At 61.4% G+C, this 24,076-nt stretch carries 20 protein-coding genes; 8 read left to right on the top strand and 12 right to left on the bottom strand.

Annotated elements, in window-relative coordinates; translation table 11 throughout:
* Positions 1–54 precede the first annotated feature (54 nt).
* The 3 genes from glnG to glnA form a co-directional block, all read right to left on the bottom strand.
* Positions 55–1,467: a nitrogen regulation protein NR(I) gene (gene glnG / locus ACJ8PI_RS23830; RefSeq protein WP_015379452.1), complete on the bottom strand. Its 1,413-nt coding sequence runs from the start codon at positions 1,465–1,467 to the stop codon at positions 55–57.
* A gap of 8 nt (positions 1,468–1,475) precedes the next feature.
* A complete protein-coding gene (glnL, locus tag ACJ8PI_RS23825; protein ID WP_004931246.1) occupies positions 1,476–2,525 on the bottom strand; it encodes a nitrogen regulation protein NR(II) in 1,050 nt (349 codons plus the stop codon).
* Positions 2,526–2,718: 193 nt separating this feature from the next.
* Positions 2,719–4,128, bottom strand: coding sequence for a glutamate--ammonia ligase (gene glnA, locus ACJ8PI_RS23820; protein ID WP_004931244.1), 1,410 nt, complete (start codon positions 4,126–4,128; stop codon positions 2,719–2,721).
* Positions 4,129–4,498: 370 nt separating this feature from the next.
* Here glnA and typA point away from each other — a divergent pair, with 370 nt between their 5' ends.
* From typA to fabY, 5 genes are all read left to right on the top strand, one after another.
* Positions 4,499–6,322, top strand: coding sequence for a ribosome-dependent GTPase TypA (gene typA / locus ACJ8PI_RS23815; RefSeq protein ID WP_004931243.1), 1,824 nt, complete (start codon positions 4,499–4,501; stop codon positions 6,320–6,322).
* Positions 6,323–6,488: 166 nt separating this feature from the next.
* Positions 6,489–7,079: a glucose-1-phosphatase gene (yihX, locus tag ACJ8PI_RS23810; protein ID WP_033636494.1), complete on the top strand. Its 591-nt coding sequence runs from the start codon at positions 6,489–6,491 to the stop codon at positions 7,077–7,079.
* Positions 7,080–7,130: 51 nt separating this feature from the next.
* A complete protein-coding gene (locus ACJ8PI_RS23805) occupies positions 7,131–8,024 on the top strand; it encodes a virulence factor BrkB family protein (protein ID WP_033636493.1) in 894 nt (297 codons plus the stop codon).
* Positions 8,021–8,458, top strand: coding sequence for a D-aminoacyl-tRNA deacylase (gene dtd, locus ACJ8PI_RS23800; RefSeq protein WP_016929644.1), 438 nt, complete (start codon positions 8,021–8,023; stop codon positions 8,456–8,458). Before ACJ8PI_RS23805 ends, dtd begins: the two co-directional genes overlap by 4 nt.
* Positions 8,459–8,479: 21 nt before the next feature.
* Complete coding sequence (fabY, locus tag ACJ8PI_RS23795) at positions 8,480–9,427, top strand: fatty acid biosynthesis protein FabY (RefSeq protein ID WP_033636491.1); 948 nt, start codon at positions 8,480–8,482, stop codon at positions 9,425–9,427.
* Positions 9,428–9,463: 36 nt separating this feature from the next.
* Here the strand turns inward: fabY and ACJ8PI_RS23790 are convergent, their stop codons facing one another.
* Both ACJ8PI_RS23790 and ACJ8PI_RS23785 read right to left on the bottom strand, forming a co-directional pair.
* On the bottom strand, positions 9,464–11,125 hold the full coding sequence (locus tag ACJ8PI_RS23790; protein WP_033654517.1) for an AsmA family protein: 1,662 nt from the start codon (positions 11,123–11,125) through the stop codon (positions 9,464–9,466).
* Between the two features lie 128 nt (positions 11,126–11,253).
* Entirely contained in the window at positions 11,254–12,654 is a 1,401-nt protein-coding gene (locus tag ACJ8PI_RS23785) for a nucleobase:cation symporter-2 family protein (protein ID WP_038872554.1), read from the bottom strand.
* 240 nt (positions 12,655–12,894) lie between these two features.
* Here ACJ8PI_RS23785 and gltS point away from each other — a divergent pair, with 240 nt between their 5' ends.
* The gene (gene gltS / locus ACJ8PI_RS23780; RefSeq protein ID WP_033649747.1) at positions 12,895–14,106 is read left to right on the top strand and encodes a sodium/glutamate symporter; all 1,212 of its coding nucleotides are present in this window, start codon (positions 12,895–12,897) and stop codon (positions 14,104–14,106) included.
* 42 nt (positions 14,107–14,148) lie between these two features.
* On the opposite strand, the gene recG is transcribed toward gltS, so the two are convergent.
* The 6 genes from recG to ACJ8PI_RS23750 form a co-directional block, all read right to left on the bottom strand.
* The gene (gene recG, locus ACJ8PI_RS23775; RefSeq protein WP_041037382.1) at positions 14,149–16,230 is read right to left on the bottom strand and encodes an ATP-dependent DNA helicase RecG; all 2,082 of its coding nucleotides are present in this window, start codon (positions 16,228–16,230) and stop codon (positions 14,149–14,151) included.
* The gene (trmH, locus tag ACJ8PI_RS23770; protein ID WP_041037384.1) at positions 16,227–16,922 is read right to left on the bottom strand and encodes a tRNA (guanosine(18)-2'-O)-methyltransferase TrmH; all 696 of its coding nucleotides are present in this window, start codon (positions 16,920–16,922) and stop codon (positions 16,227–16,229) included. Before trmH ends, recG begins: the two co-directional genes overlap by 4 nt.
* A gap of 5 nt (positions 16,923–16,927) precedes the next feature.
* Positions 16,928–19,039 (bottom strand): bifunctional GTP diphosphokinase/guanosine-3',5'-bis pyrophosphate 3'-pyrophosphohydrolase, encoded by a 2,112-nt coding sequence (gene spoT, locus ACJ8PI_RS23765; protein WP_019452189.1) that lies wholly within the window; start codon positions 19,037–19,039, stop codon positions 16,928–16,930.
* Between the two features lie 18 nt (positions 19,040–19,057).
* Entirely contained in the window at positions 19,058–19,333 is a 276-nt protein-coding gene (rpoZ, locus tag ACJ8PI_RS23760; protein WP_004931221.1) for a DNA-directed RNA polymerase subunit omega, read from the bottom strand.
* Between the two features lie 54 nt (positions 19,334–19,387).
* Positions 19,388–20,011 (bottom strand): guanylate kinase, encoded by a 624-nt coding sequence (gene gmk, locus ACJ8PI_RS23755; RefSeq protein WP_033636481.1) that lies wholly within the window; start codon positions 20,009–20,011, stop codon positions 19,388–19,390.
* A gap of 205 nt (positions 20,012–20,216) precedes the next feature.
* Positions 20,217–21,740, bottom strand: a complete 1,524-nt coding sequence (locus ACJ8PI_RS23750) for an MFS transporter (protein WP_164134771.1) — start codon at positions 21,738–21,740, stop codon at positions 20,217–20,219.
* 115 nt (positions 21,741–21,855) lie between these two features.
* Here ACJ8PI_RS23750 and ACJ8PI_RS23745 point away from each other — a divergent pair, with 115 nt between their 5' ends.
* The gene (locus ACJ8PI_RS23745; protein ID WP_164134772.1) at positions 21,856–22,752 is read left to right on the top strand and encodes a LysR family transcriptional regulator; all 897 of its coding nucleotides are present in this window, start codon (positions 21,856–21,858) and stop codon (positions 22,750–22,752) included.
* On the opposite strand, the gene ACJ8PI_RS23740 is transcribed toward ACJ8PI_RS23745, so the two are convergent.
* Complete coding sequence (locus ACJ8PI_RS23740) at positions 22,746–23,363, bottom strand: trimeric intracellular cation channel family protein (protein WP_025304704.1); 618 nt, start codon at positions 23,361–23,363, stop codon at positions 22,746–22,748. The two genes, ACJ8PI_RS23745 and ACJ8PI_RS23740, sit on opposite strands and share 7 nt — an antisense overlap.
* 253 nt (positions 23,364–23,616) lie before the next feature.
* Here ACJ8PI_RS23740 and ACJ8PI_RS23735 point away from each other — a divergent pair, with 253 nt between their 5' ends.
* Positions 23,617–24,051 carry a DUF3574 domain-containing protein gene (locus ACJ8PI_RS23735; RefSeq protein WP_033636480.1) on the top strand — a complete coding sequence of 145 codons (435 nt, stop codon included), beginning with the start codon at positions 23,617–23,619 and terminating at the stop codon, positions 24,049–24,051.
* The last annotated feature ends 25 nt before the right edge of the window (positions 24,052–24,076 follow it).

Genomic DNA, 24,076 nt, shown 5'->3' with positions numbered 1-24,076 from the left:
CGGTTGGCGTTTTTTTGTGCGCCGGACGGCGTTTTTCATCATCCATCCCCGTTCCTATTCCATACCCAGCTCTTTGAGCTTGCGGGTCAGGGTATTGCGCCCCCAGCCCAGCAGGCGCGCGGCTTCCTGTTTGTGCCCCTGGGTGTGGCGCAGCGCGGTGGTGAGCAGCGTGCGCTCCATCTCCGGCTGTGCTTCCGACAGCAGGTTTTGATGACCGGAACGCAGCGCGCGATCGGCCCACTGCGCCAGCAGCGTGGCCCAGCTGTCCGGCAGACTGTGGCTGGGGCTTTCCGGCGCGGCGGTTTCGAACAGCTCACCCGGCAGATCCTGGATCAGCACTTCCTGCCCGGCGGCCATCACCGTCAGCCAGCGGCAGGTGTTCTCCAGCTGGCGCACGTTGCCCGGCCAGGGCAGGCGGGTCAGCGCGGTTTCGGTTTCCGGGTGCAGGTTCTTGGCCTCGACGCCTAACTCTTTGGCGGCGATCTGCAGGAAGTGGCGCGCCAGTCGCGGGATGTCTTCACGGCGCTCGCGCAGCGGCGGCAGGTGTACGCGGATCACGTTCAGGCGGTGGAACAGATCCTCGCGGAACTTGCCTTCCTGCACCCGCAGCTCCAGATTCTGGTGTGTGGCAGCGATGATGCGCACGTCGACCTTCACCGGCGCATAGCCGCCGACCCGGTAGAACTGGCCGTCCGCCAGCACCCGCAGCAGGCGCGTTTGCACGTCGAGCGGCATATCGCCGATCTCGTCGAGGAACAGCGTGCCGCCGTCAGCCTGTTCAAAACGGCCCTGACGAATTTGGTTCGCGCCGGTGAAGGCGCCTTTCTCGTGGCCGAACAGCTCGGACTCGATCAGATCCTTGGGGATGGCGGCCATGTTCAGGGCGATGAACGGCGACTTGGCGCGCGGGCTGTGGCGGTGCAGCGCATGCGCCACCAGCTCCTTGCCGGTGCCGGATTCGCCGTTGATCAGCACGCTGATCGACGAACGCGACAGCCGGCCGATGATGCGAAACACGTCCTGCATCGCCGGTGCCTCGCCGATGATGTCCGCCGCCGGATCGCTGGCCGGCTGGCTGCGCACCGGCTGCTGCTGCTCCTGATAATGGCTGATGGCGCGCTCGACCAGCGCCACCGCTTCGTCGATGTCGAACGGCTTCGGCAGGTAGTCGAAGGCCCCTTGCTGATAGGCGCTGACGGCGGCGTCCAAATCCGAATGCGCGGTCATGATGATCACCGGCAGCATCGGGTGGCGCTGTTTGATCTGCTTGAGCAGCGCCAGGCCGTCTATGCCCGGCATGCGGATATCGGACAGCAGCACGTCGGGGGTTTGCGTGGCCAAGGCTTCCAGCACGTCATTGCCGCCTTCGAAGGTGGCGCAGCTCAGGCCCGCGCCGGTGAGCGCGCGCTCAAGCACCCAGCGGATGGAGCTATCGTCATCGACGATCCAGACTATCCCTCGTTGCATAGCAAACCTCACTGACGAATGGGCAGGTAGACCGAGAATTCGGTATGACCTGGCCAACTGTTGAATTCAATTTTTCCGCAATGCTGATCGATAAGATTGCGGGCGATGGATAATCCCAGGCCGGTGCCGCCCTCGCGGCCGCTGACCATCGGGTAGAACAGCGTGTCCTGCAGCTGCGCCGGCACGCCGGGGCCGTCGTCTTCGACGTCGATGCGCGCCGCCAGCCGGTAGCGGGTGCCGTGCAGCGTAATCTGAAACGCGGTGCGGGTGCGCAGCGTGATGGTGCCGCCCGCCTCACCCAGCGCCTGCAGCGCATTGCGGGTGATGTTCAGCAGCACCTGCTCGATCTGATCCGGGTCGTGGGCCATTTCCGGCAGGCTCGGATCGTAATCGCGCACCAGCGTGACGTTATCCGGCATTTCCAGCGACACCAGCTGGCAGACGCGCTCCGCGACCTGATGAATGCTCTGGGTGATGTGCTGGCCGGGCCGCTGCGGGCCGAGCAGGCGATCCACCAGATTGCGCAGCCGATCGGCCTGCTCGATGATCACCTTGGTGTATTCGGTCAGCGCCGGATCGGGCAGCGCCTTGGCCAGCAGCTGTGCCGCGCCGCGCAGACCGCCCAGCGGATTTTTAATCTCGTGCGCCAAACCGCGCACCAGATCGCGGGCCGCCACCTGTTGGGCATGCTGCAGCTGTTCCTGGCTCAGGCGGCGCTGATTGTCCATCGGCGCCAGCTCGACCAGAATATAGCCTTCCGGCAGCGCCTGAGCGGTCAGGGAAAGGATATGCGCACGGCCGTCGACCACCAGGGTCACTTCGTTGTCGGTGAAGCCCTGACCGGCGCGCAGGCTTTCACGCATCAAAGAGACGTTCAGCGAAAAATAACCGAGCAAATCGGGCAGCGGCGTGCCGAACAGCTTGCGGGAGCTTTGCGCCAGCAATTGCTGTGCCGCAGGGTTGGCGTAGTGAACCGCCAGAGAGTCATCCAACAGCAGGATGCTGTTGATGAGTGAATTGAGGATCTGCCCAGCATCGGGCAGCTTGCCAGTTGCCATACAGCAGACTCCTGCACCTTTTTAGTGCATCTATCCTACTCCATCCGGGATCGGCGCGGTATGGAATAGTTTTGCAGAAAATACGGTGGAGAAAAAAACCCATCCGAAGATGGGCTGAAAGTTTCCACGGCAACAAAAAAGCGATAACAAAAATGTGGGCGCCGTCCACCTGCGCAGACGGCGCGGGTAGGGCTTAGACGCTGTAGTACAGTTCGAACTCAACCGGGTGTGGCGTCATGCGAATGCGGTCCATCTCTTCTTTGCGCAGTTCGATGTAGGCATCGATCGCATCGTCGGTGAACACGCCACCGCGGGTCAGGAACTCGCGGTCTTCGTTCAGTGCGGCCATCGCCTCGTCCAGCGAGCCGGCCACTTTTGGGATCTCGGCTTCTTCTTCCGGCGGCAGGTCGTACAGGTTTTTGTCCATGGCGTCGCCAGGGTGGATCTTGTTGATGATGCCGTCCAGGCCGGCCATCAGCAGCGCGGCGAAGCACAGGTATGGGTTAGCCGCCGGATCCGGGAAGCGGGCTTCGATGCGGCGCGCTTTCGGGCTGGCGACCACCGGGATACGGATGGACGCGGAGCGGTTACGGGCGGAGTAAGCCAGCATCACCGGCGCTTCGTAACCCGGCACCAAACGTTTGTACGAGTTGGTGGTCGGGTTGGCCAGGGCGTTGATCGCCTTGGCGTGCTTGATGATGCCGCCGATGTAGAACAGCGCGGTTTCAGACAGGCCGCCGTATTTGTCGCCGGCGAACAGGTTGGTGCCGTTCTTGGACAGCGACATGTGGCAGTGCATGCCGGAACCGTTGTCGCCGAACATAGGCTTCGGCATGAAGGTCGCGGTTTTGCCGAAAGCGTGCGCCACGTTGTGCACCACGTATTTGTAGATCTGAATTTCGTCGGCTTTCTTGGTCATGGTGTTGAAGCGGGTTGCCACTTCGTTTTGACCGGCGGTCGCCACTTCGTGGTGGTGCGCTTCAACCACCAGGCCCATCTCTTCCATGGTCAAGCACATGGTGGAACGCAGATCCTGCGAAGAGTCGACCGGTGGAACCGGGAAGTAACCGCCTTTCACCGCCGGACGGTGGCCTTTGTTGCCGCCGTCGTATTTTGTGCCGGAGTTCCAAGCGCCTTCGATGTCGTCGATGGCCACGTGGGAACCGCGGATGCTGCTGCCGAAGCGGATGTCGTCGAACAGGAAGAACTCAGGCTCTGGCCCGAACAGCACGGTATCCGCGATGCCGGAGGAGCGCAGGAAGTCTTCGGCGCGTTTGGAGATGGAGCGCGGGTCGCGATCGTAGCCTTGCATGGTGCCCGGCTCGAGAATGTCGCAGCGAATGATCAGGGTAGGTTCTTCGAAGAACGGATCCAGAACCGCCGTGCTGGCGTCCGGCATCAGCACCATGTCAGATTCGTTGATGCCCTTCCAACCACCGATAGAGGAGCCGTCAAACATTTTGCCTTCTTCGAAGAAGTCGGCGTTTACCTGGTGAGCCGGGATAGTCACGTGCTGTTCCTTACCCTTGGTGTCAGTGAAACGCAGGTCTACGAATTTCACTTCATGCTCATTCAGCATCGTCAAAACGTGTTCAGCGGACATACTTAACTCTCCCGGTTTATCATTGTCGTCGTCGTGGAACGAATCTGTGGAACTGGCTTTTTTTCGCCTTGAAAAGACTAAAGCGAAAAGCGTGCCAACTTTTTAAAAAGGCGTTCATCGCCTTTCTGGGCGGGTTTTACCCAGCCACAGTATGCACCACCAACGATAAATTGCACTGCTATGGTGCAATAAGGGCGGGTGCAGGCACCGAAATGGTGCAAAAGTGCAGCGATTGCGGCTTTTTGCACCGTGAAAGGGATCACAAACTGACCGGTACGCGGTTGTTTATAAGAGATGGTTGTGATCTTGTTTAGTCCCTCGCTTAATACGTGTACAATAGCGCGCTATTTCTAATGCCCGAGGCAAAGCTGTGATCGAAAATTTGCGTAACATCGCCATTATTGCCCACGTTGACCATGGTAAAACCACCCTGGTTGATAAGCTGCTGCAACAATCCGGTACTTTCGGAGAGCGTGCGGAAGCCACCGAACGCGTAATGGACTCCAACGATTTGGAGAAAGAGCGTGGGATTACCATCCTCGCAAAAAACACCGCCATTAATTGGAACGGTTACCGTATCAACATCGTGGATACCCCAGGACACGCCGACTTCGGCGGCGAGGTAGAGCGCGTGATGTCGATGGTTGACTCGGTGCTGCTGGTTGTGGATGCAATGGATGGCCCTATGCCGCAAACCCGCTTCGTGACCAAGAAGGCCTTCGCCAACGGTCTGAAGCCGATCGTGGTCATCAACAAGGTTGACCGTCCTGGCGCGCGCCCTGACTGGGTTGTGGATCAGGTGTTCGACCTGTTCGTGAACCTCGACGCGACCGACGAGCAGCTCGACTTCCCGATCATCTACGCTTCTGCGCTGAACGGCATCGCCGGCGTCGACCACACCGACATGGCGGAAGACATGACCCCGCTGTATCAGGCGATCGTCGACCACGTGTCTGCGCCGCAGGTTGAGCTGGAAGCGCCATTCCAGATGCAGATCTCCCAGTTGGACTACAACAACTACCTGGGCGTTATCGGCATCGGCCGCATCAAGCGCGGTAAAGTGAAGCCGAACCAGCAGGTCACCATCATCGACAGCGAAGGTAAAACTCGCAACGGTAAAGTGGGCAAAGTGCTGGGCCACCTGGGGCTGGAGCGTATCGACAGCACCCTGGCGGAAGCGGGCGACATCATCGCCATCACCGGCCTGGGCGAGCTGAACATCTCCGACACCATCTGCGACACCAACGCCGTAGAAGCGCTGCCGGCGCTGTCCGTCGACGAACCGACCGTCACCATGTTCTTCAACGTCAACACCTCGCCGTTCTGCGGTAAAGAAGGCAAGTACGTGACGTCGCGTCAGATCCTTGACCGTCTGAACAAGGAGTTGGTGCACAACGTGGCGCTGCGCGTTGAAGAAACCGACGATGCGGACGCCTTCCGCGTTTCCGGCCGTGGCGAACTGCACCTGTCGGTGCTGATCGAAAACATGCGTCGCGAAGGTTTCGAGCTGGCGGTTTCCCGTCCGAAAGTTATCTTCCGCGAAATCGATGGCCGCAAGCAGGAGCCATTCGAGAACGTGACGCTGGATATCGAAGAGCAGCATCAGGGTTCCGTGATGCAGGCGATGGGCGAGCGTAAAGCCGACCTGAAAAACATGGATCCGGACGGTAAGGGCCGCGTGCGTCTCGACTACGTGATCCCAAGCCGCGGTCTGATCGGCTTCCGTAACGAATTCATGACCATGACTTCGGGCACCGGTCTGCTGTACTCCACCTTCAGCCACTACGACGACGTGCGTCCGGGCGAAGTGGGCCAGCGTCAGAACGGCGTGCTGATCTCCAACGGCCAAGGCAAAGCGGTCGCGTTCGCGCTGTTCGGCCTGCAGGATCGCGGCAAGCTGTTCCTGGGCCACGGTGCGGAAGTGTATGAAGGCCAGATCATCGGTATTCACTCGCGTTCCAACGACCTGACCGTAAACTGCCTGACCGGTAAGAAGCTGACCAACATGCGTGCTTCCGGTACTGACGAAGCGACTACCCTGGTTCCGGCCATCAAAATGACCCTGGAGCAAGCTCTGGAGTTCATCGATGACGACGAACTGGTAGAAGTGACGCCAACCTCGATCCGTATCCGTAAGCGTCACCTGACGGAAAACGATCGTAAGCGTGCCAGCCGCGGTCCTAAAGACGCTTAATCGCTGATTGAGTGCCTCATGCTTAGGGCGCGGTTCTCGCGCCCTGAGTTTTTTCCTCTGTTGTTCCCCGTTTGTGCGGCGCGCTATGCGCTTTTCCGTTCGTTCCCTGTTCAGCTGTTCCTTTTCCCGCTACAGTGAAATCTCACCGGCCCATCAGGAGAGGACTATGCTGTATATCTTTGATTTAGGTAATGTGATCGTCGATATCGATTTCAAGCGTGTGCTGGGCGTGTGGAGCAATTTGAGCGGCACGCCGTTGGCGGTGCTGTCCGATCGTTTCACTATGGGTGAGGTGTTCCAGCAGCATGAGCGCGGTGAAATCAGCGACGAAGACTTCGCCGGCAAGCTGTGCGATGAAATGGGCATCGCGCTCAGCTTCGAGCAATTCGCCACCGGCTGGCAGGCGGTATTCGTCGCGCTGCGCCCGGAAGTGATCGACATCATGCAGCGCCTGCGCAACGAGGGCCACCGGGTGGTGGTGCTGTCGAACACCAACCGTCTGCACTGCAACTACTGGCCGCAGCACTATCCTGAAGTGGCCGCCGCCGCCGATCATCTCTATCTGTCGCAAGATCTCGGCATGCGCAAGCCGGAGGCCGAGATCTACCAGCATGTGCTGGCCGCGGAAAACACCGCCGCCGCCGACGCGGTGTTCTTCGACGATCACCCGGCGAACGTCCTCGCCGCGCAGGCGTTGGGGATCAAGACGGTGCACGTCACCGATCGCGACGTGGTGCCGGCCTATTTTGCTCAATGAGCGTAGGGCGCGTTAAGCTTAAGGCGTATCAACGGACATCAAGGAGTGACCATGTCGTTTTTCCGCCGCAAGAAGTTGCCCTCTGCGATTAAGCCCGGCGTCACCTTCGGACGGCTGCTGTACCAGCGTATCGATCACGATGGCCTGACGATGTTGGCGGGCCATCTCGCCTATGTTTCCCTGCTGTCGCTGGTGCCGCTGGTCACCGTGGTGTTCGCGCTGTTCGCCGCTTTCCCGATGTTTTCCGACATCAGCGAACAGCTGAAGAGCTTCATCTTTTCCAATTTCGTGCCGGCCGCCGGCAACGTCATACAGAACTACCTGGAACAGTTCGTCGCCAACTCCAACAAGATGACCGCCGTCGGCACCTGCGGGCTGATCGTCACCGCGCTGCTGTTGATCTCCTCGGTGGACAGCGTGCTGAACACCATCTGGCGCAGCAAGAACAAGCGGCCGATCGTCTTCTCCTTCGCCGTGTACTGGATGGTGCTGACGCTGGGGCCGCTGCTGGTGGGTGCCAGCATGGCCATCAGCTCCTACCTGCTGTCGCTCAACTGGCTGGCGCAGACCGGCGTCAACGGCCTGGTGGATCAGGTGCTGCGCATCTTCCCGCTGATTTTGTCGTGCGCTTCCTTCTGGCTGCTGTATTGCATCGTGCCGACGGTGCGGGTGCCGCCCAAAGATGCGCTGATTGGCGCGCTGGTGGCCGGATTGCTGTTCGAGCTGGGCAAGAAGGGATTCGCGCTGTACGTCACCATGTTCCCTTCCTACCAGCTGATTTACGGCGTGCTGGCGGTGATCCCGATTTTATTCCTGTGGGTCTACTGGAGCTGGTGTATCGTGTTACTCGGCGCGGAAATCACCGTGACCATCGGCGAATACCGCGACTACCGCCGGCAGAAGGCGGAGCAACAGGAACAGAAACCAGAAGGGCAGCAGGAATGATTGCGTTGATTCAACGGGTGTTAAACGCCAGCGTCACGGTGGGTGGCGAGACGGTAGGCAAGATTGGCCCCGGTTTGTTAGTGTTATTGGGCGTGGAGCAGGGCGATAACGAGCAAAAAGCGCAGCGCCTGTGCGAACGCGTGTTGGGATACCGCATTTTCGGCGACGAGAACGACAAGATGAATCTCAACGTCCAGCAGGCCGGGGGCAGCGTGCTGGTCGTTTCGCAGTTCACCCTGGCGGCGGACACCCAAAAGGGCATGCGGCCCAGCTTCTCGCGCGGCGCCGCACCTTTGGTCGCCGATCGGTTGTATCAATATTTTGTTGGCCAGTGCCGCGAACGCGGCGTAGAGACCCAGACCGGCGAATTCGCCGCCGACATGCAGGTGGCGCTGGTCAACGATGGTCCGGTGACATTCTGGCTACAGGTCTAAGCATTCGGAGAACAGGCGTCTATGTATCACCTACGAGTACCCGTAACAGAGCAAGAACTGAAGGAGTATTACCAGTTTCGCTGGGAAATGCTGCGCAAGCCGCTGCACCAGCCGGTGGGTTCGGAAAAGGATGCCTATGACGCCATGGCCCATCACCAAATGGTGGTGGACGAGGCCGGTAAAATCGTCGCCATCGGGCGGCTGTACATCAATGCCGACAACGAGGCGGCGATCCGTTTTCTGGCGGTAGACCCGACGCTGCAGGATAAAGGGCTGGGGACGCTGGTGGCGATGACGCTGGAGTCCGTCGCGCGGCAGGAGGGCGTGAAGCGGGTGGTGTGCAGCGCCCGTGAAGACGCGGTGGACTTCTTCGCCAAGCTGGGGTTCGTCAATCAGGGGGAGATCACTGCGCCGCAGACCACCCCGATCCGCCACTTTTTGATGATCAAACCGGTAGCGACGCTGGACGATATCCTGCATCGCCCCGACTGGTGCGGCCAATTGCAGCAGGCCTGGTATGAACACATCCCGCTGAGCGAAAAGATGGGCGTGCGCATCAGCCAATACACCGGCCAGCGCTTCGTCACCACCATGCCCGAGACCGGCAACCAGAATCCGCACCACACGCTGTTCGCCGGCAGCCTGTTCTCGCTGGCGACGCTGACCGCCTGGGGGCTGATTTGGCTGCTGCTGCGCGAGCGCCACCTCGGCGGCACCATCATTCTGGCGGACGCGCACATTCGCTACAGCAAACCGATTACCGGCAGGCCGCGAGCGGTGGCGGATCTCGGCTCGCTGAGCGGCGATTTGGCGCGTCTGGCGCGCGGCCGCCGCGCGCGCGTGCACGCCGAAGTGCATCTGTTCGGCGACGAGGATAAAGGTGCGGTGTTCGAAGGCACCTACATGGTGCTGCCGGCCGAGCCGGATGTGCCGCTGGATCAGGGCGGCTCTGAGGCGCTGGAAGAGTAAGACGGCGGCCTGCCTGAGGGCGGGCCGCGCAGGGCATTACGGCAGTTGCTGGTTCACCGCTTGGCCGTCGCCGGCGGTGGCCTGCAGATTTCCCTTCAACGAGGCTTTGAACGGCCCGTCGCTGTTCAGCAGCCCTTTCAACTGCAGCTCAAGGTTGCCGTCGCCCGTCAGCGGCACCGGCTGCCATCCCCATTGCTGCAAGGTGTTGATCGGTACCGAACGGCCGCGCAGCGTCAGCTGGAACGGCTTGCCCGGCAGCTGATCGACGGTCGCTTTGGCCTCAAGCAACCCATTAGGCATAAAGGCGCTGAGCTCGGTGACGTTAATCTGATTGGCGTCGGCGTTCAGCGCCAGCGAAGGGCGCCGCACGTCTATCTTGTTGAAGGTCGCCTCGCTGCCGTTCAGGTTGAGCGATCCGGACCATATGCCCCACTGGCGATCGCGCGCCAGCAGCAGGTTGCTGCCGTAGCCGTCCAGCGCGGTGATCTGGAACGGGAATGCCGGGTTGATATCGATGATCAGATTGCGGTTGGTGGTCAGCTTGGTGACGTACACCTCCGCCAGCCAGTCCGGCAGCGGTTTCAGCCACAGTTCGCGCCAGTCGCTCGGCAGGGTGTACTCCAGCGCCGCCATGGCCACCTCATCCAGCTGCAGGCGTTTGCCGGCGCGCAGCCAGTTGCCGGAGGTGCGCAGCAGCCCGCCTTCCCAGCGGGTGGTGAACTGTTGAATGGCGATGCCGGCGGAGGAGAGCCGCAGGGTGGCGATCGGATCGATCAGGTGGAAGCCGCCGTTGATCACGTCGCTGGCGTTGACGTTGAGCGAGCCGTCTTCGCTGCGCCAGTCGCCTTTTTCGACGCTGACGTTTTGCAGCGACAGATCGAGATCGTTAAACGCCCATGCCTTGCCTTCCAGGCGCGCGTCGATCAGATCGAAACGCTTGAGGGTGACCGGCGGCAGGGTGGTAAAGCGCTGCATGAATTCCGCCAGCGTCAGCGGGGTCTGCATGCGCACGCCGCTCAGCCGCAGGCGATCCACCTGCCAACTGCCGTCGGCGGCGCGGCTGGCCACGCCGGTCAGGTCGCCCTGCGCCAGATCGGCGCCGAAGTTGTTCAACAGCAGCTGGCCCTGCTTCTGCTCCCCCTGCACCAACACCTTCGAGGCGGGGATGCCATTCAGCGTCATCGAACCGGCGCTGAACTGGAACTGGTTGTTGTCCCCCAGCAGATGACCGGCCAGCGGGCGCCACGGCGTGATGCCGGCAGTGACCTGCTGCGCGTTGAGTTGCCACTCGTTATCGTTGGACTGCAACGCCATGTTGCTCAGCTGCAGCACGTCGGCCTGTACAGGCAGCGCCGCCGCCTGCGGCTGCACGTTCAGCGTGCCGTCGCGCAGCGTGACGCTGTGAAAATAGCGCGGCTCGGTGATTTGGCGCAGGCTGAGGCCCAGATCGACGCGTTTGGCGACCAGCGCCTGCGGCTGGCCGTTGCGCGCCAGTTGCACGTCTTCCAGCTCAATCTGGTTCGGCTGGCTCCACGAATGGGTGATTTTTCCTATCGACAGGCGGTATTCGCTGTTGTCGCTGATCCAGGCGCTCAGGCGGCCTGCCGCCCAGCGGGTTTGCCCCACCAGGTACAGTACCACTGCCGCCAGCACGATCAGCAGCAGCAACGTCAGCAACAGCTTTCCGATAAATTTCATCGTCTACATCCGCATCGGTCAAAAAAGATACCCTGTTTATGCCGCAATTGGCCGGGCATCTCAAGGGCAATGGTCTGATAGACAATAAAAAACGGCCGCAAGCGGCCGTTTGAACGCCGATGGACGGGTTACTTCTTCTCGTATTCCTGCGGGAACACCAGGTTCAGCACGATGGCGGTAATGCCGCCGGCGGCGATGCCGGAAGAGAGCAGGGTTTTCAGCCAGTCCGGCGCGAACTGCAGGATCAGCGGCTGCTGGGAGACGCCCATGCCGACGGCCAGCGACAGCGCCATGATCATAATGGCGCGGCGATTCAGACGCTCGCGCGACACGATGCGCACGCCGGAGGCGGCGATGGTGCCGAACATCACGATGGTCGCGCCGCCCAGTACCGGTTCGGGGATGTGCTGCACGAAGCCGGCCACCGCCGGGAACAGCCCCAGCGCGATCAGCATCAGCGCCACCACGAAGCCGACGTAGCGGCTGGCGACGCCGGTCAGTTGGATCACGCCATTGTTCTGGCCGAAGCAGGAGTTGGGGAAGGTGTTGAACACCGCCGACAGCATCGAGTTCAGGCCGTTGGCCAGCACGCCGCCCTTCAGGCGCTTCATATACAGCGGCCCGCTGACCGGCTGTTCGGAGACGTCGGAGGTGGCGGTGATGTCGCCGATGGTCTCGAGCGAGGTGACCATAAAGATCAGCATCAGCGGCAGCAGCAGGTTCCAGTCGAAGCCCAGGCCGTAATAGAGTGGCGTGGGGATAGTGATTGCCGCCGTGGGGGCCGCCGGTGCATCGGCGGGCAGCATGTCCATCGCCCAGGCCAACAGATAGCCGACCGCCATGGCGATCACCAGCGAAGCCACGCGCAGGTAAGGGTTGCGCTGGCGGTTCAGCAGGATGATTACCGCCAGCACCGCGCCGGCCAGCAGCAGGTTTTTCGGCGAGCCGAAGCTATGATCGTTCATCGCGGCGTAGCCGCCGCCGATCGAGGTCAGGCCGACCTGAATCAGCGACAGGCCGATGATCATCACCACGATGCCGGAAACCAGCGGGGTGATGATGCGGCGCGCCAGATGCAGCACGCGCGACAGCAGAATTTCGGTGCAGGAGGCGACCATCAGGGTACCGAACAGCGCGGCCATCATGGTCGGCACGTCGGCGCCGCCGTTTTTCAGCGCCAGGCCGCCCATGATCAGCGGCGAAACAAAGTTGAAGCTGGTGCCCTGAATCGACAGCAGCCCGGAACCCACCGGCCCCCAGGTTTTGATTTGCAGAATGGAAGCCAGACCGGAGGCGAACAGCGACATGCTGATGATGTGCTGGGTATCCTGTGCCGGCAGGCCCAGCGCCTGGCAGATCAGCAGGGCCGGGGTGATCACCGCGACGAACATCGCCAGCAGATGCTGGCCGGCGGCAAACAGCGTTTGCGGCAGCGGCGGGCGATCTTCCAGGCGATAAATCAGTTCACTGGCGCGGGGTTCTGAGGCGGCTTGGCGCGCGGCATCAAGCTCGGAGGATGACATGCTCATGGTGTGGCGTTTCCAGATACGGCAAAGCAGGCATTTTAATGCTCCGCCCCACAAAAGCAAACGGTTGCGCGTAAATATTATGTTGCCGACTTTCCTGTTTATGTCGCATTTTCATTCATTTTTTCTTGTCATCTCAGCGTTTTTTACTTCTAATCCTGCACTCATCAAGTTTAAAAACTCAGTGGTTTTCTATAACTTATTATTTTTATTTGGATCTTTTTCCTTACATGGAGTACCTGGATGTTTCATCTTGATACTTATGGCACGTTAGTCGCGGCGACGCTGGTTTTGCTCCTCGGGGGCAAGTGCGTCAGAACCATTCCTCTGCTGCGAAAATATACCATTCCCGCTCCCGTCGCCGGCGGTTTGCTGGTGGCCCTCCTGCTGTTAGCCCTGAAAAAGCTCGTCAACTGGGAAATCAGTTTTGACATGTCGCTGAAGGATCCGCTGATGCTGGCCTTCTTCGCCACCATCGGCCTGAACGCCAACCTGGCGCGTTTGCGCGCCGGCGGCAAGGTGCTGGTGGTGTTCCTGTTCGTGGTGCTGGGGCTGCTTATCGTGCAGAACGCCATCGGCATCGGCATGGCGAAAATGCTGGGGTTGGATCCGCTGATGGGCCTGATCGCCGGGTCGATCACCCTGTCGGGCGGCCACGGCACCGGGGCGGCCTGGAGCAAGCTATTCATCGAGCGCTACGGCTTCGAGAACGCCACGGAAGTCGCCATGGCCTGCGCCACCTTCGGCCTGGTGCTGGGCGGCCTGATCGGCGGCCCGGTGGCGCGCTATCTGGTCAAGCACTCCTCCACGCCGGAAGGCACCCCGGATGACAGCGTGCAGCCGAGCGGCTTCGAGAAGCCGGAAAGCGGCCGTCTGATCACCTCGCTGGTGATGATCGAAACCATCGCCATGATCGCCATCTGTCTGAGTCTGGGGCAGCTGATTGCCGGCCTGCTGAGCGGCACGGTGTTTGAACTGCCGAACTTCGTCTGCGTGCTGTTCGTCGGGGTGATCCTCAGCAACACGCTGGCCTTCACCGGTTTCTATACCGTGTTCGAGCGGGCGGTGTCGGTGCTGGGCAACGTCAGCCTGTCGCTGTTCCTGGCGATGGCGTTGATGAGCCTGCGCCTGTGGGAGCTGGCCTCGCTGGCGCTGCCGATGCTGGCGATCCTGGCGGTGCAGACGCTGGTCATGGCGCTGTACGCGATCTTCGTCACCTATCGGGTGATGGGTAAAAACTACGACGCGGCGGTGCTGGCTGCCGGCCACTGCGGCTTCGGCATGGGCGCCACGCCGACGGCGATCGCCAACATGCAGGCGATCACCGATCGTTTCGGCCCGTCGCACGTGGCGTTTTTGGTGGTGCCGATGGTGGGGGCGTTCTTTATCGATATCGCCAATGCCATCGTCATCAAGCTGTATCTGCTGCTGCCGGTGTTCCCGGCGGTGGGGTGATATCGCGGGTCATCGCGAAAAGGGCGCCTGCGGCGCCCTTTTTTATGCGTTGGAGTAGCGCGCCTTCTCCGGCAGCCAGCGTTCGATCAGCGCCTGGGCGTGCTCCGGATAGTGCTGATGGAGATGGCGAGCGACGCGCTGCACTTCGGGGATCATCGCCTGATCGCGCAGCAGATCCGCCACCTTGAATTCGGCGCTGCCGGTCTGGCGGGTGCCCAGCAGCTCGCCCGGGCCGCGGATCTCCAGATCGCGCTGCGCGATGACGAAGCCATCATTGCTGTCGCGCAGCACCTGCAGGCGCGTTTGCGCAGTCTTGCTCAGCGGCGTTTTGTACAGCAGCACGCAGTGTGAGGCCACGGCGCCGCGCCCTACGCGGCCGCGCAGCTGGTGCAGCTGAGCCAGGCCCAGCCGCTCCGGGTTTTCGATGATCATCAGGCTGGCGTTCGGCACGTCGACGCCGACTTCGATCACCGTAGTGGCCACCAACAGCTGCAGCTCGCCCTGTTTAAACGCCTGCATCACCGCCTGCTTTTCCTGCGCTTTCATGCGGCCGTGCACCAGCGCTACCTTCAGCTCTGGCAGCGCGGTTTTCAGTTCTTCCCAGGTGGCTTCCGCCGCCTGCGCTTCCAGCAGCTCGGACTCTTCGATCAGCGTACATACCCAGTAAGCCTGCCGCCCCTCTTCCAGACAGGCGCTCTTCACCCGTTGAATGATGTCGGCGCGGCGGGTATCGGGGATGGCGACGGTGGTCACCGGCGTACGGCCCGGCGGCAGCTCGTCGATGACCGAGGTATCGAGATCGGCATAGGCGGTCATCGCCAGCGTGCGCGGGATCGGCGTGGCGGTCATGATCAGCTGATGGGCGTGGAAGCCTTGCTCTTCGCCCTTCTCCCACAGCGCCAGCCGCTGATGCACCCCGAAGCGGTGCTGCTCATCAATGATCACCAGCGCCAGGCCGTTGAACTGCACCTGCTCCTGGAAGATGGCGTGGGTGCCGACCACCATCGACACCTGGCCGCTGGCGATAGCCTCCTGCTGCGCGATGCGCGCCTTGCCTTTCTGTTTGCCGGCCAGCCAGCCGACCTCCAGTCCCAGCGGTTCAAACCACTGACGGAAATTGTTGGCGTGCTGCTCGGCCAGTAGCTCGGTCGGCGCCATCAGCGCTACCTGCTTGCCGTGCGCGATGGCGCGCAGCGCCGCCAGCGCCGCCACCAGCGTTTTGCCGGAGCCGACGTCGCCCTGCACCAGCCGCATCATCGGGAAGTCTTTTTGCATATCGGCTTCGATGTCGGCCACCACTCGCGTTTGCGCGCCGGTCGGCGAGAACGGCAGCTGGGCGAGAAAACGGTTTTTCAGCCGATCGTCCGGCAGCAGCGGCTGCGCCTGATAGCTCTGCGCGCCGGCGCGCACCGCCAGCATGCTGAGGTTATGCGCCAGCAGCTCTTCAAGGATCAGGCGTTTTTGCGCCGGGTGTTTGCCCAGCTCCAGATCCGCCAGCTGGATGTCCGGCGGCGGGCGATGCAGGGTGTGCAGCGCGTGCGGCAGGCTCATCAGGCCGCCGCTCAGCTCCGGCGGCAGCAGCTCGGCGATAGCGCAGGTATCCAGCAGCTCCAGCGCCTGATCGGTTAGCTTGCGCAGCGTGGCCTGCCGCACCCCTTCGGTGGTGGGGTAGACCGGCGTCAGCGACTCTTGCAGCTCAACCTCGCTGGCTTCGCCCTGAATGCGGTATTCCGGATGGATGATTTCCGCGCCGTGGTTGCCGCGCTTGATCTCGCCGTAGGCGGTCACGCGGCGGCCGGTGGCCAGGCTGTTCTTCATTGCGGCGTTGAAGTTGAAGAACCGCATGGTGAGGATGCCGGTGCCGTCGCTGATCTGGCAGGTCAGCATGCGGCGGCGGCCGAAGCTGATGTCGCTGCGCAGCACTTCCCCTTCTACCGTGGCGTAGATACCCGGCAGCAGATCGTTGATCGGGTAGAGGCGAGTGCGGTCTTCGTAGCGCAGCGGCAGGTGCAGCAGCAGATCCTGAATGGTCTCGAGGCCGAGTTTGGCCAGTTTGCCCGCCTGGCTGGCGCCAACCCCGGAAAGCGTGGTGAGTGGGACAGCATCCAGCAGGCGGCCTTTCATTTGCGCACCGTCGCCTGCATGGCCGCCCACCATTCGGCGCTGGCGACCACCTGGCCCTGCTCGTCAATCTGCGGGCGCGGCAGCCCTTTGCGCTTGGCCACGTTGGCCAGCACCGGGTAACCGCCTTCGAACAGCAGACGCTGCTGCTCTTCTTCATCCAGCATGCTGTTGTCGCGGCGATACAGGCCGGCGTTCTGCCGCTGGCGCTGCGCTTCATACAGGATCAGCGCCGAGGCCACGGAGACGTTGAGCGATTGCACCATGCCGATCATCGGAATGACGATGTCCTGATCGGCCAGCGCCAGCGCTTCTTCGGTGATGCCGGTTTTTTCCTGGCCGAGCAGCACGCAGGTGGGCCGGGTGTAGTCCACCTCGCGGAAATCGACCGCGCGCGCAGACAGATTGGTGGCCAGAATTTGCATGCCCTGCGCTTTCAGATGACCGACCGCGTCGCCGATGGAACGATGGGTTTTGACGCTGACCCAGCTGTTGCTGCCGGCGGCGGAGGAAACCAGGGTGCGCATGCGGGTGGTGGGCCACACGGCGTGGACCTGATGCACGCCGACGGCGTCGGCGGTGCGGATAATGGCGGAGACGTTATGCGGCTTGTGCACTTGCTCCAGGCAGACCGTCAAATCCGGCTGCCGGGTCGCGAGCATTTCACAAATCCGCGCATAGCGTTCAGGACTCATAAGCGCTAGTTTCGGTTGCGGTTAACTTTGATCACATCCGGCATGATACGGATTTTACGCATAATGTTTGCCAAATGGATGCGATCGCGGGTGGTCAAGCGGATAAAGGCGCTATAAACCCGACCGTCTTTCTCTTCGGTGTTCAGGCTCTGAATATTGGACTCGGCCGCGTTGATCGCCGCCGTCAGGTTGGCCAACGCGCCCTGGTGGTTGAACATATCCACCTTGATCTCGGCGATGAACTCCTGCTCGGTCTCTTTATCCCACTCGACCGCCATGAACTTCTCAGGCTCTTTCTGATAGCCGCGAATATTGCGGCAGGACTCATGGTGGATCACCAGCCCTTTGCCCGGGCTGACGTGAGCGATAATCGGATCGCCCGGAATCGGGCGGCAGCACTTGGCGAAGGTGATCAACACCCCGTCGGCGCCCTTGATGGCCAGGTTACGCACGCCGGAGGATGCGCCCAGGCTGGACTGATCGCCCTGCAGGTTCTTCGCCACCACCACGCTCATGGCGTTGCCGAGGCCGATTTCCGCCAGCAGATCGTCCAGCGTCGCCAGCTTCATACGGTCCAGCTCGTGCTGAATGTTTTCCTGCGGGATTTCGGCCAGCTTGCGGCTGCCGCCCAGCGCGTGGTTGAGCAGACGGCGGCCGAGGCCGACGGAGTCGTCGCGCTTGAGGTTCTTCAGCATCTGGCGAATTTTGGCGCGCGCTTTCGAGCTGACCACGAAGTTCAGCCAGGCGGCGTTGGGCCGCGCGCCCGGCGCGGTGATGATCTCGACGGTCTGGCCGCTGGTCAGCGACTGCGACAGCGGGTACGGCTGACGATCGACGCGCGCGCCGACGCAGGCATGGCCGATATCGGTATGCACCGCATAGGCGAAATCGACCGGCGTGGCGCCGGCGGGCAGCTCGACGATGCGGCCTTCCGGGGTGAAAACGTAAATCTCATCCGGGAACAGATCGGATTTGACGCTCTCGATAAACTCAAACGAACTACCGGCGCTTTGCTGCAGCTCCAGCAGGCTTTGCATCCAGCGCTGGGCGCGGATCTGCGCCGTGGTGCCGGTTTCGCCCTGTTCTCTTTCCTTGTAAGCCCAGTGCGCGGCCACCCCCATCTCAGCCATCTGATCCATGTCTTCGGTGCGGATCTGCACTTCGACCGGCACGCCGTGCGGGCCGATCAGCGAGGTATGCAGCGATTGATAGCCGTTGGCCTTGGGAATGGCGATGTAATCTTTCACTCGCCCCGGGCGCGGTTTGTACAGGCTGTGCACCTGGCCGAGCACGCGGTAGCAGGTATCGACCTCTTTCACGATCACCCGGAACGCGTAGATATCCATGATGGAATGGAAACGCTGTTCCTTGAGGTGCATCTTGAGGTAGATGGAGTAGAGGTGTTTTTCCCGCCCGCTGACGCGGCAGGCGATGCCGGCTTCGGTCAGTCGCCCTTCGATCTCGGAGAGGATTTTTTGAATCATCTCTTTGCGGTTGCCGCGTGCGGCTTTCACCACTTCCTTGATCACGCGATAACGGTTCGGGTACAGCGCCTCGAAGCCCAGCTCTTCCAGCTCGGTCTTCAGGTGATGAATACCCAGACGGTGGGCGAGCGGGCTGTAGATTTCCAGGGTTTCACGCGCGATGCGCCGGCGTTTGTCGGGGCGCAGCGAACCGAGGGTGCGCATGTTGTGCGTACGGTCGGCCAGCTTGATCAGCACGACGCGGATATCCTGCACCATCGCCATGATCATCTTGCGGAAGTTTTCCGCCTGCGCTTCTTTCTTGTCCTGGAACTTCAGCTTGTCGAGCTTGGAGACGCCCTCAACCAGTTCGGCGACGCTCTTGCCGAACAGCTGTTCCATATCTTGATAGGTGGCTGGGGTGTCTTCGATGACGTCGTGCAGCAATGCCGCCATCAGCGTCTCGTGATCGAGACGCATTTCCGCCAGGATGCAGGCCACGGCGACCGGGTGAGTAATGTAAGGCTCACCGCTGGAGCGTGTCTGGCCCTCGTGCGCGTCGCGCGCGACGAGGTATGCCTGTTTGAGGCGCTTAATCTGCTCCTCGGGCAGGTAACGTTGAATCAGCAGATTCAGGCTTTCAAACAGGTACAAGGCGGACTCGCAGTCTAATTAACGACGACCTTCAGCAATCGCGGTAACCGCTTGAATCTCTGCGGCTTCCTGCTCTTGCTGCTCCTGGCGCTCACGCACGTCGAGGATCTGGCTGGTGATCAGGCCTTCTTCGATTTCGCGCAGGGCGATAACGGTGTACTTGTCGTTCTCTTCCGGAACCAGTGCATCTTTGCCGCCGGTCTGGATCTGACGCGCCCGACGAGCAGCGACCAACACCAGGTCAAAACGGTTACCAATTTTCTCTACAGCGTCTTGAACAGTTACGCGTGCCATATTTGTGCTACTCCACAGGTGACGAAAAGACTGGGCATGATACTGAAACTGCCTTCAGTCTGCCAATAGTTTGCTGATTAAAGCGTCATGCCGCAGCAACTGGCGGCCCAAACGCAGGCGCTCGGCGCGAATGATGGTCTTCAGATCGGACAGCGCCAGATCGAAATCATCGTTCACGATCAGGTAATCGTACTCCGCGTAATGCGTCATTTCCGCCACGGCCTGAGCCATGCGCTTGGCGATCACCTCTTCGGAATCCTGCCCGCGCCCGCGCAGGCGGCGGCCCAGTTCTTCCTTCGACGGCGGCAGAATGAAGATGCTGCGCGCCTGCGGCATTTTGGCGCGGATTTGCTGCGCGCCCTGCCAGTCGATATCCAGAAACACGTCCACGCCGGTCGACAATACTTGTTCGATGGCGGCGCGCGAGGTGCCGTAATAGTTGCCGAACACTTCGGCGTGCTCAAGAAACGCGTCCTGCTCGATCATCCGGCGGAATTCGTCTTTCGAGACGAAGAAATAGTGCTCGCCGTGATTTTCACCCGGGCGGCTGTCGCGCGTGGTGTGCGAAACTGAAACCTGCGTGTCGTACAGCGGTTGCGTCTTTAACAAAGCCTGAATCAGACTTGATTTACCTGCGCCACTGGGAGCAGAGACAATATAAAGCGTGCCTTGAGCCATGATGATGTTCGTTGATAACGGTTGATATGCCAATAACAGCGGATGTGTATTTTCTCCGCACAGTATACACGGCTAACGCGCCGGGTGCAGCGTTAGCTCGCATTTTGCCCGCCGCTTTGCGCGGAAAAAGCGGCGAATGAGCGAATTTGCGCGTCGAAGGGCGACATTTCTGCAGTTTTGGCCTCGGCGGCGAGGCCATGTCAGATTACGGCGCGTCGGTAATGCGGGGGGCGGACGAGGGAGTTTCCCGCACGGGGTGGCGGAGAAAGAGAAAGATAATGACGGCGGATGCCAGCGTCGTCAGGGCGAGTAGGTACAGCAGATTCTGGAAAGCCAGTTCGTAGGCGTGCTTCAGCCGTGCGGCATCCGTATTGAGCAGGGCGGTCGCCCGCAGCATATCCCCCATGGCCAGGGCGTGCGCGCCGGCGGCGTTTGCGGTTGGGGGAGCGAGATGGCGCCCAACCAACAAAGCCAACAGGGCACCGACGACCGCCAATGCAATGCCTTCCCCCGCGACGCGAACGGTGCTGAAAATGCCGGTCGCCATGCCCGCTCGTTCTCGCGGCACGACGCTGACGGCTAAACCGTCCATCAATCCCCAGGGCAAACTGATGCCGCAACCGATGGTCAGCATCGGCAGCAGTAACCGCGCGAGCGATTGCCCCGGCGCATAGTGCGCCAGCCATGCCAGCCCGGCGGCGCAAATCAACAAACCGAGGCTGGAAACGGCGCCGGCGGAAAAGCGGTGAGCGAATGCCCCGGTCAGCAGCGGCAGCGCCAGCATTGGCGCGGACAACGCCAGCATCATTATGCCGGTTTCCACGGTGCCGTAACCCTCGATGCCGATAAATCGGAGGGGAAGCAGCACCAGCAACACCACGTACGAATAGGCCGGCGCCGCCGCCAACAGCTGTACGCCGACAAAGCGCGGGTAGCGAAACAGCGACAGATCGAGCATCGGCCGAGCCGTGCGGCGTTCGATCAGGATAAAAGCCAGCATAAACAGCAGCGCGCCGGTCAGCGGCATAATGACTTGCGCGCTGCTCCAGCCGCCGTCGGGCGCCAGCAGCACGGCGTAAGTCAACAGCGACAGCGCCAGCGTAAAGACGATGGCGCCGGGCCAATCGAGGCGAGAGGCGGCGGGATCGCGCGATTCGGGCATATCGCGCTGGCCGCTGAACAATGCAATGGCGCTGAGCAGCGCCAGGGAGAGAAAAAGTGCGCGCCAGCCGAAGAGCTGCGTCAGCGTGCCGGCCAGCAGCGGACCGAATGCCAGCCCGATGCCGAACGTGGTGCCCAGCAGGCTGAAGGCCTTGCTTCTCTCCGGCCCGTTAAATACCTGGGCCAGGCTTGCGGTACCGCCGGCCAGCGCGGCTGCGGCGGCGATGCCTTGCAGCGCGCGTATCGCGTCGAAGGACATAATGTCTTGCGCCGCGCTCATGAGCAGAGCGCTGAGCGCGAGCGCCGCCAATCCACAGATAAACACGCGCTTGCGGCCAAAACGATCGGCGAGCGCTCCGGCGAGCATCAGGCTGCAGCCGAAGGTCAGCATAAACGCATTGGTGACCCAACTGAGCGCGACCAGTCCGCCACCCAAATCTTTGGCGATCGCGGTGAGCGCGACTGCGGGGCCGGTAAAGCTCAGTGGCATGATCAGGCCTGCGAGACACACGGAAAAGAGTATGAGCCAGCGCTGCGGGGGCGCATTCCGGGATGGATGAGCGTTCATGGGCGATTCCTGATGCGGTGGTTTCGATGGGTATGGATGATAAATAAGACTGAATGGGATAAAAATAAGGCTGAACTCCACACATTCAGGACAAAAGCGCTCTAATGGGGGCAATATGGAAAGTTTGAGCGGGCTGCTGGCGTTTGTTCGCGCTGCCGAATCGTGCAGCTTTGTCGCTGCTGGGGAGCGATTGGGGGTGTCGGCCTCGGCGGTGGGTAAAAGCGTGGCGCGGCTGGAGGCGTCGTTGGGCGTCAGGCTGTTCAACCGCAGCACCCGGCGCATCAATTTGACGGAGGAAGGGGCGCTATTTTACGAGCGCTGCCGGCGTATTGTTAGTGACATCGAGAACGCCGAAGCCGAGATGGTACGCATTTCAGAGGCGCCGCGCGGCAGGCTGCGCGTCAGCATGCCCGCCATCGGTTACCGCATGCTGGTGCCGCTGTTGGCTGATTTTACCGCGCGTTATCCTGAGATTGAGTTGGATGTGGACTTCAACGATCGCATCGCGGATCTGATCGCCGAGGGCGTGGATGTGGCGGTTCGCGGCGGCGAGCTGGCCGATTCTCGCCTGATGGCGCGGCGTCTTGGACCGTTTCGCCAGGTTTTGGTCGGCGCGCCGGACTACTTCCGCCGGCGCGGAACGCCGTTGAAACCGGCGGATCTGCTCGAGCATGCTTGTCTGCGTTATCGCTTCCCGGGCGGGCAGCAGTTGCAAGCGTGGCGGCTGAGCGCCGACGATGAGGCGCTGCCGTTAAGGTTGCCGGTGACGATGAGTTTCAGCAGCGTTGAGGCGCTAATCCACGCGACGCAGCAGGGATTGGGCATCGCCTACCTGCCGGATTTCACTTTGAGCCAGGCCCTGCGCGGCGGGCAGCTGACGGCGGTGCTGCAAGACAGTACGCCCGAGCGCGGCGCGTTTTCTGCCGTGTGGCCCTCTAACCGGCACATGTTGCCGAAAGTCCGGGTGTTCGTGGATTATCTGGCGCGGTACATGCTGCCGGACGGTCAATGATCCGGATGCTGGTAGTTGAACACCGGCAGGCCGAGGCGGAAGCGCAGGGCGATCAGGCGCGCGCTCAGGCCGGCGACCAGCGTGAGGATCACCACCAGATTGTGCGGCAGGCTGAGGTGCTGCAGGCCGATATACAGCCAGGCGGCGCTGAAGGAGATGCCGGCGTAGATCTCTTTCTGGAAAACCAGCGGGATACGGTTGCAGAACATGTCGCGCAGCACCCCGCCGAAGACGCCGGTGATCACTGCGGCGATGGCGGCGATAATGGCGCTGTGTCCCATATCCAGGGCCACCTGCGCGCCGATGATGGAGAAGACGATCAGGCCGACGGCGTCGAGCACCAGGAACAGGCGGCGCAAATGGCGCATCAGGGGAGCCACCCAGGTGGTGACGATCGCCGCTATCGCGACGATGACGATGTATTCCGGGTGTTTGACCCAGCCCAAAGGAAAATGCCCGAGCAGCATATCGCGCACCGACCCGCCGCCGATCGCCGTGACCGAAGCGATGATGATCACGCCGAACATGTCCATTTGGCGGCGGCCGGCCGCCAGCGCGCCGGTCATGGCTTCGGCGGTGATGCCGATGATATAAAGGATGCTCAGTAACATAAGGGATTCACAGCGTACTTGCGTCAGAATGATGGCCGGCAGGGTAATCGCCGCCGAGGACGCGCGCCACTGAGTTTTTTTCACCGATGGCATTTCGGATTAATTTAGCTAATCCAAACTCCGTTTTTATTGCCGATAACCAGCCTTTTTTAACATCTGGCTGTTGATGAAAGCATTAGAAATTTCGCGCTGGTTTCCATCGCTGACTATGCTTTTTGCAGCGAATCCTTCAACCGATAAACCGAGACTGCAGATGAAAAACTCCCCGAGATTGGCCGCCGGCGCCGTGGTGGCCGCCCTGCTGCTGAGCGGCTGCGTGGCGCCAGGCCACCAGGCTGTGCCACCCGCCCCGGCTTGCCGCACCGGCGATCCGCTGGTGCAAACAACGCTCTACTTCGGCCTGAATCGCCCGGCGGGGCCGGCGATCACCGCCGCCGAGTGGCAAACCTTCGTCGATAGCCAGGTGACGCCACGCTTTAAAGACGGGCTGACGGTCTTTGATGCCAAAGGGCAGTGGCTGGGCCACGACGGCAAGCTGGCGCGCGAGAACAGCAAGGCGCTGCTGCTGATCCATGCGCCGGGCAAAGAGAGCGAGATGAATATCGAGGCGCTGCGCAGCGGCTACAAGCAGCAGTTTGCGCAGGATTCGGTAATGCGGGTGGATGCGCCGGTGTGCGTGGCGTTTTAAAGCGAACTCCCGGCCCTGCGGCCGG

Origin of the sequence: Serratia sp. CY82433 (genome assembly GCF_052166535.1) — a bacterium.
Lineage (GTDB): Bacteria > Pseudomonadota > Gammaproteobacteria > Enterobacterales > Enterobacteriaceae > Serratia > Serratia sarumanii.
Note: the sequence above shows the minus strand (reverse complement) of the source record. Positions and strands in the feature narration are given on the sequence as shown.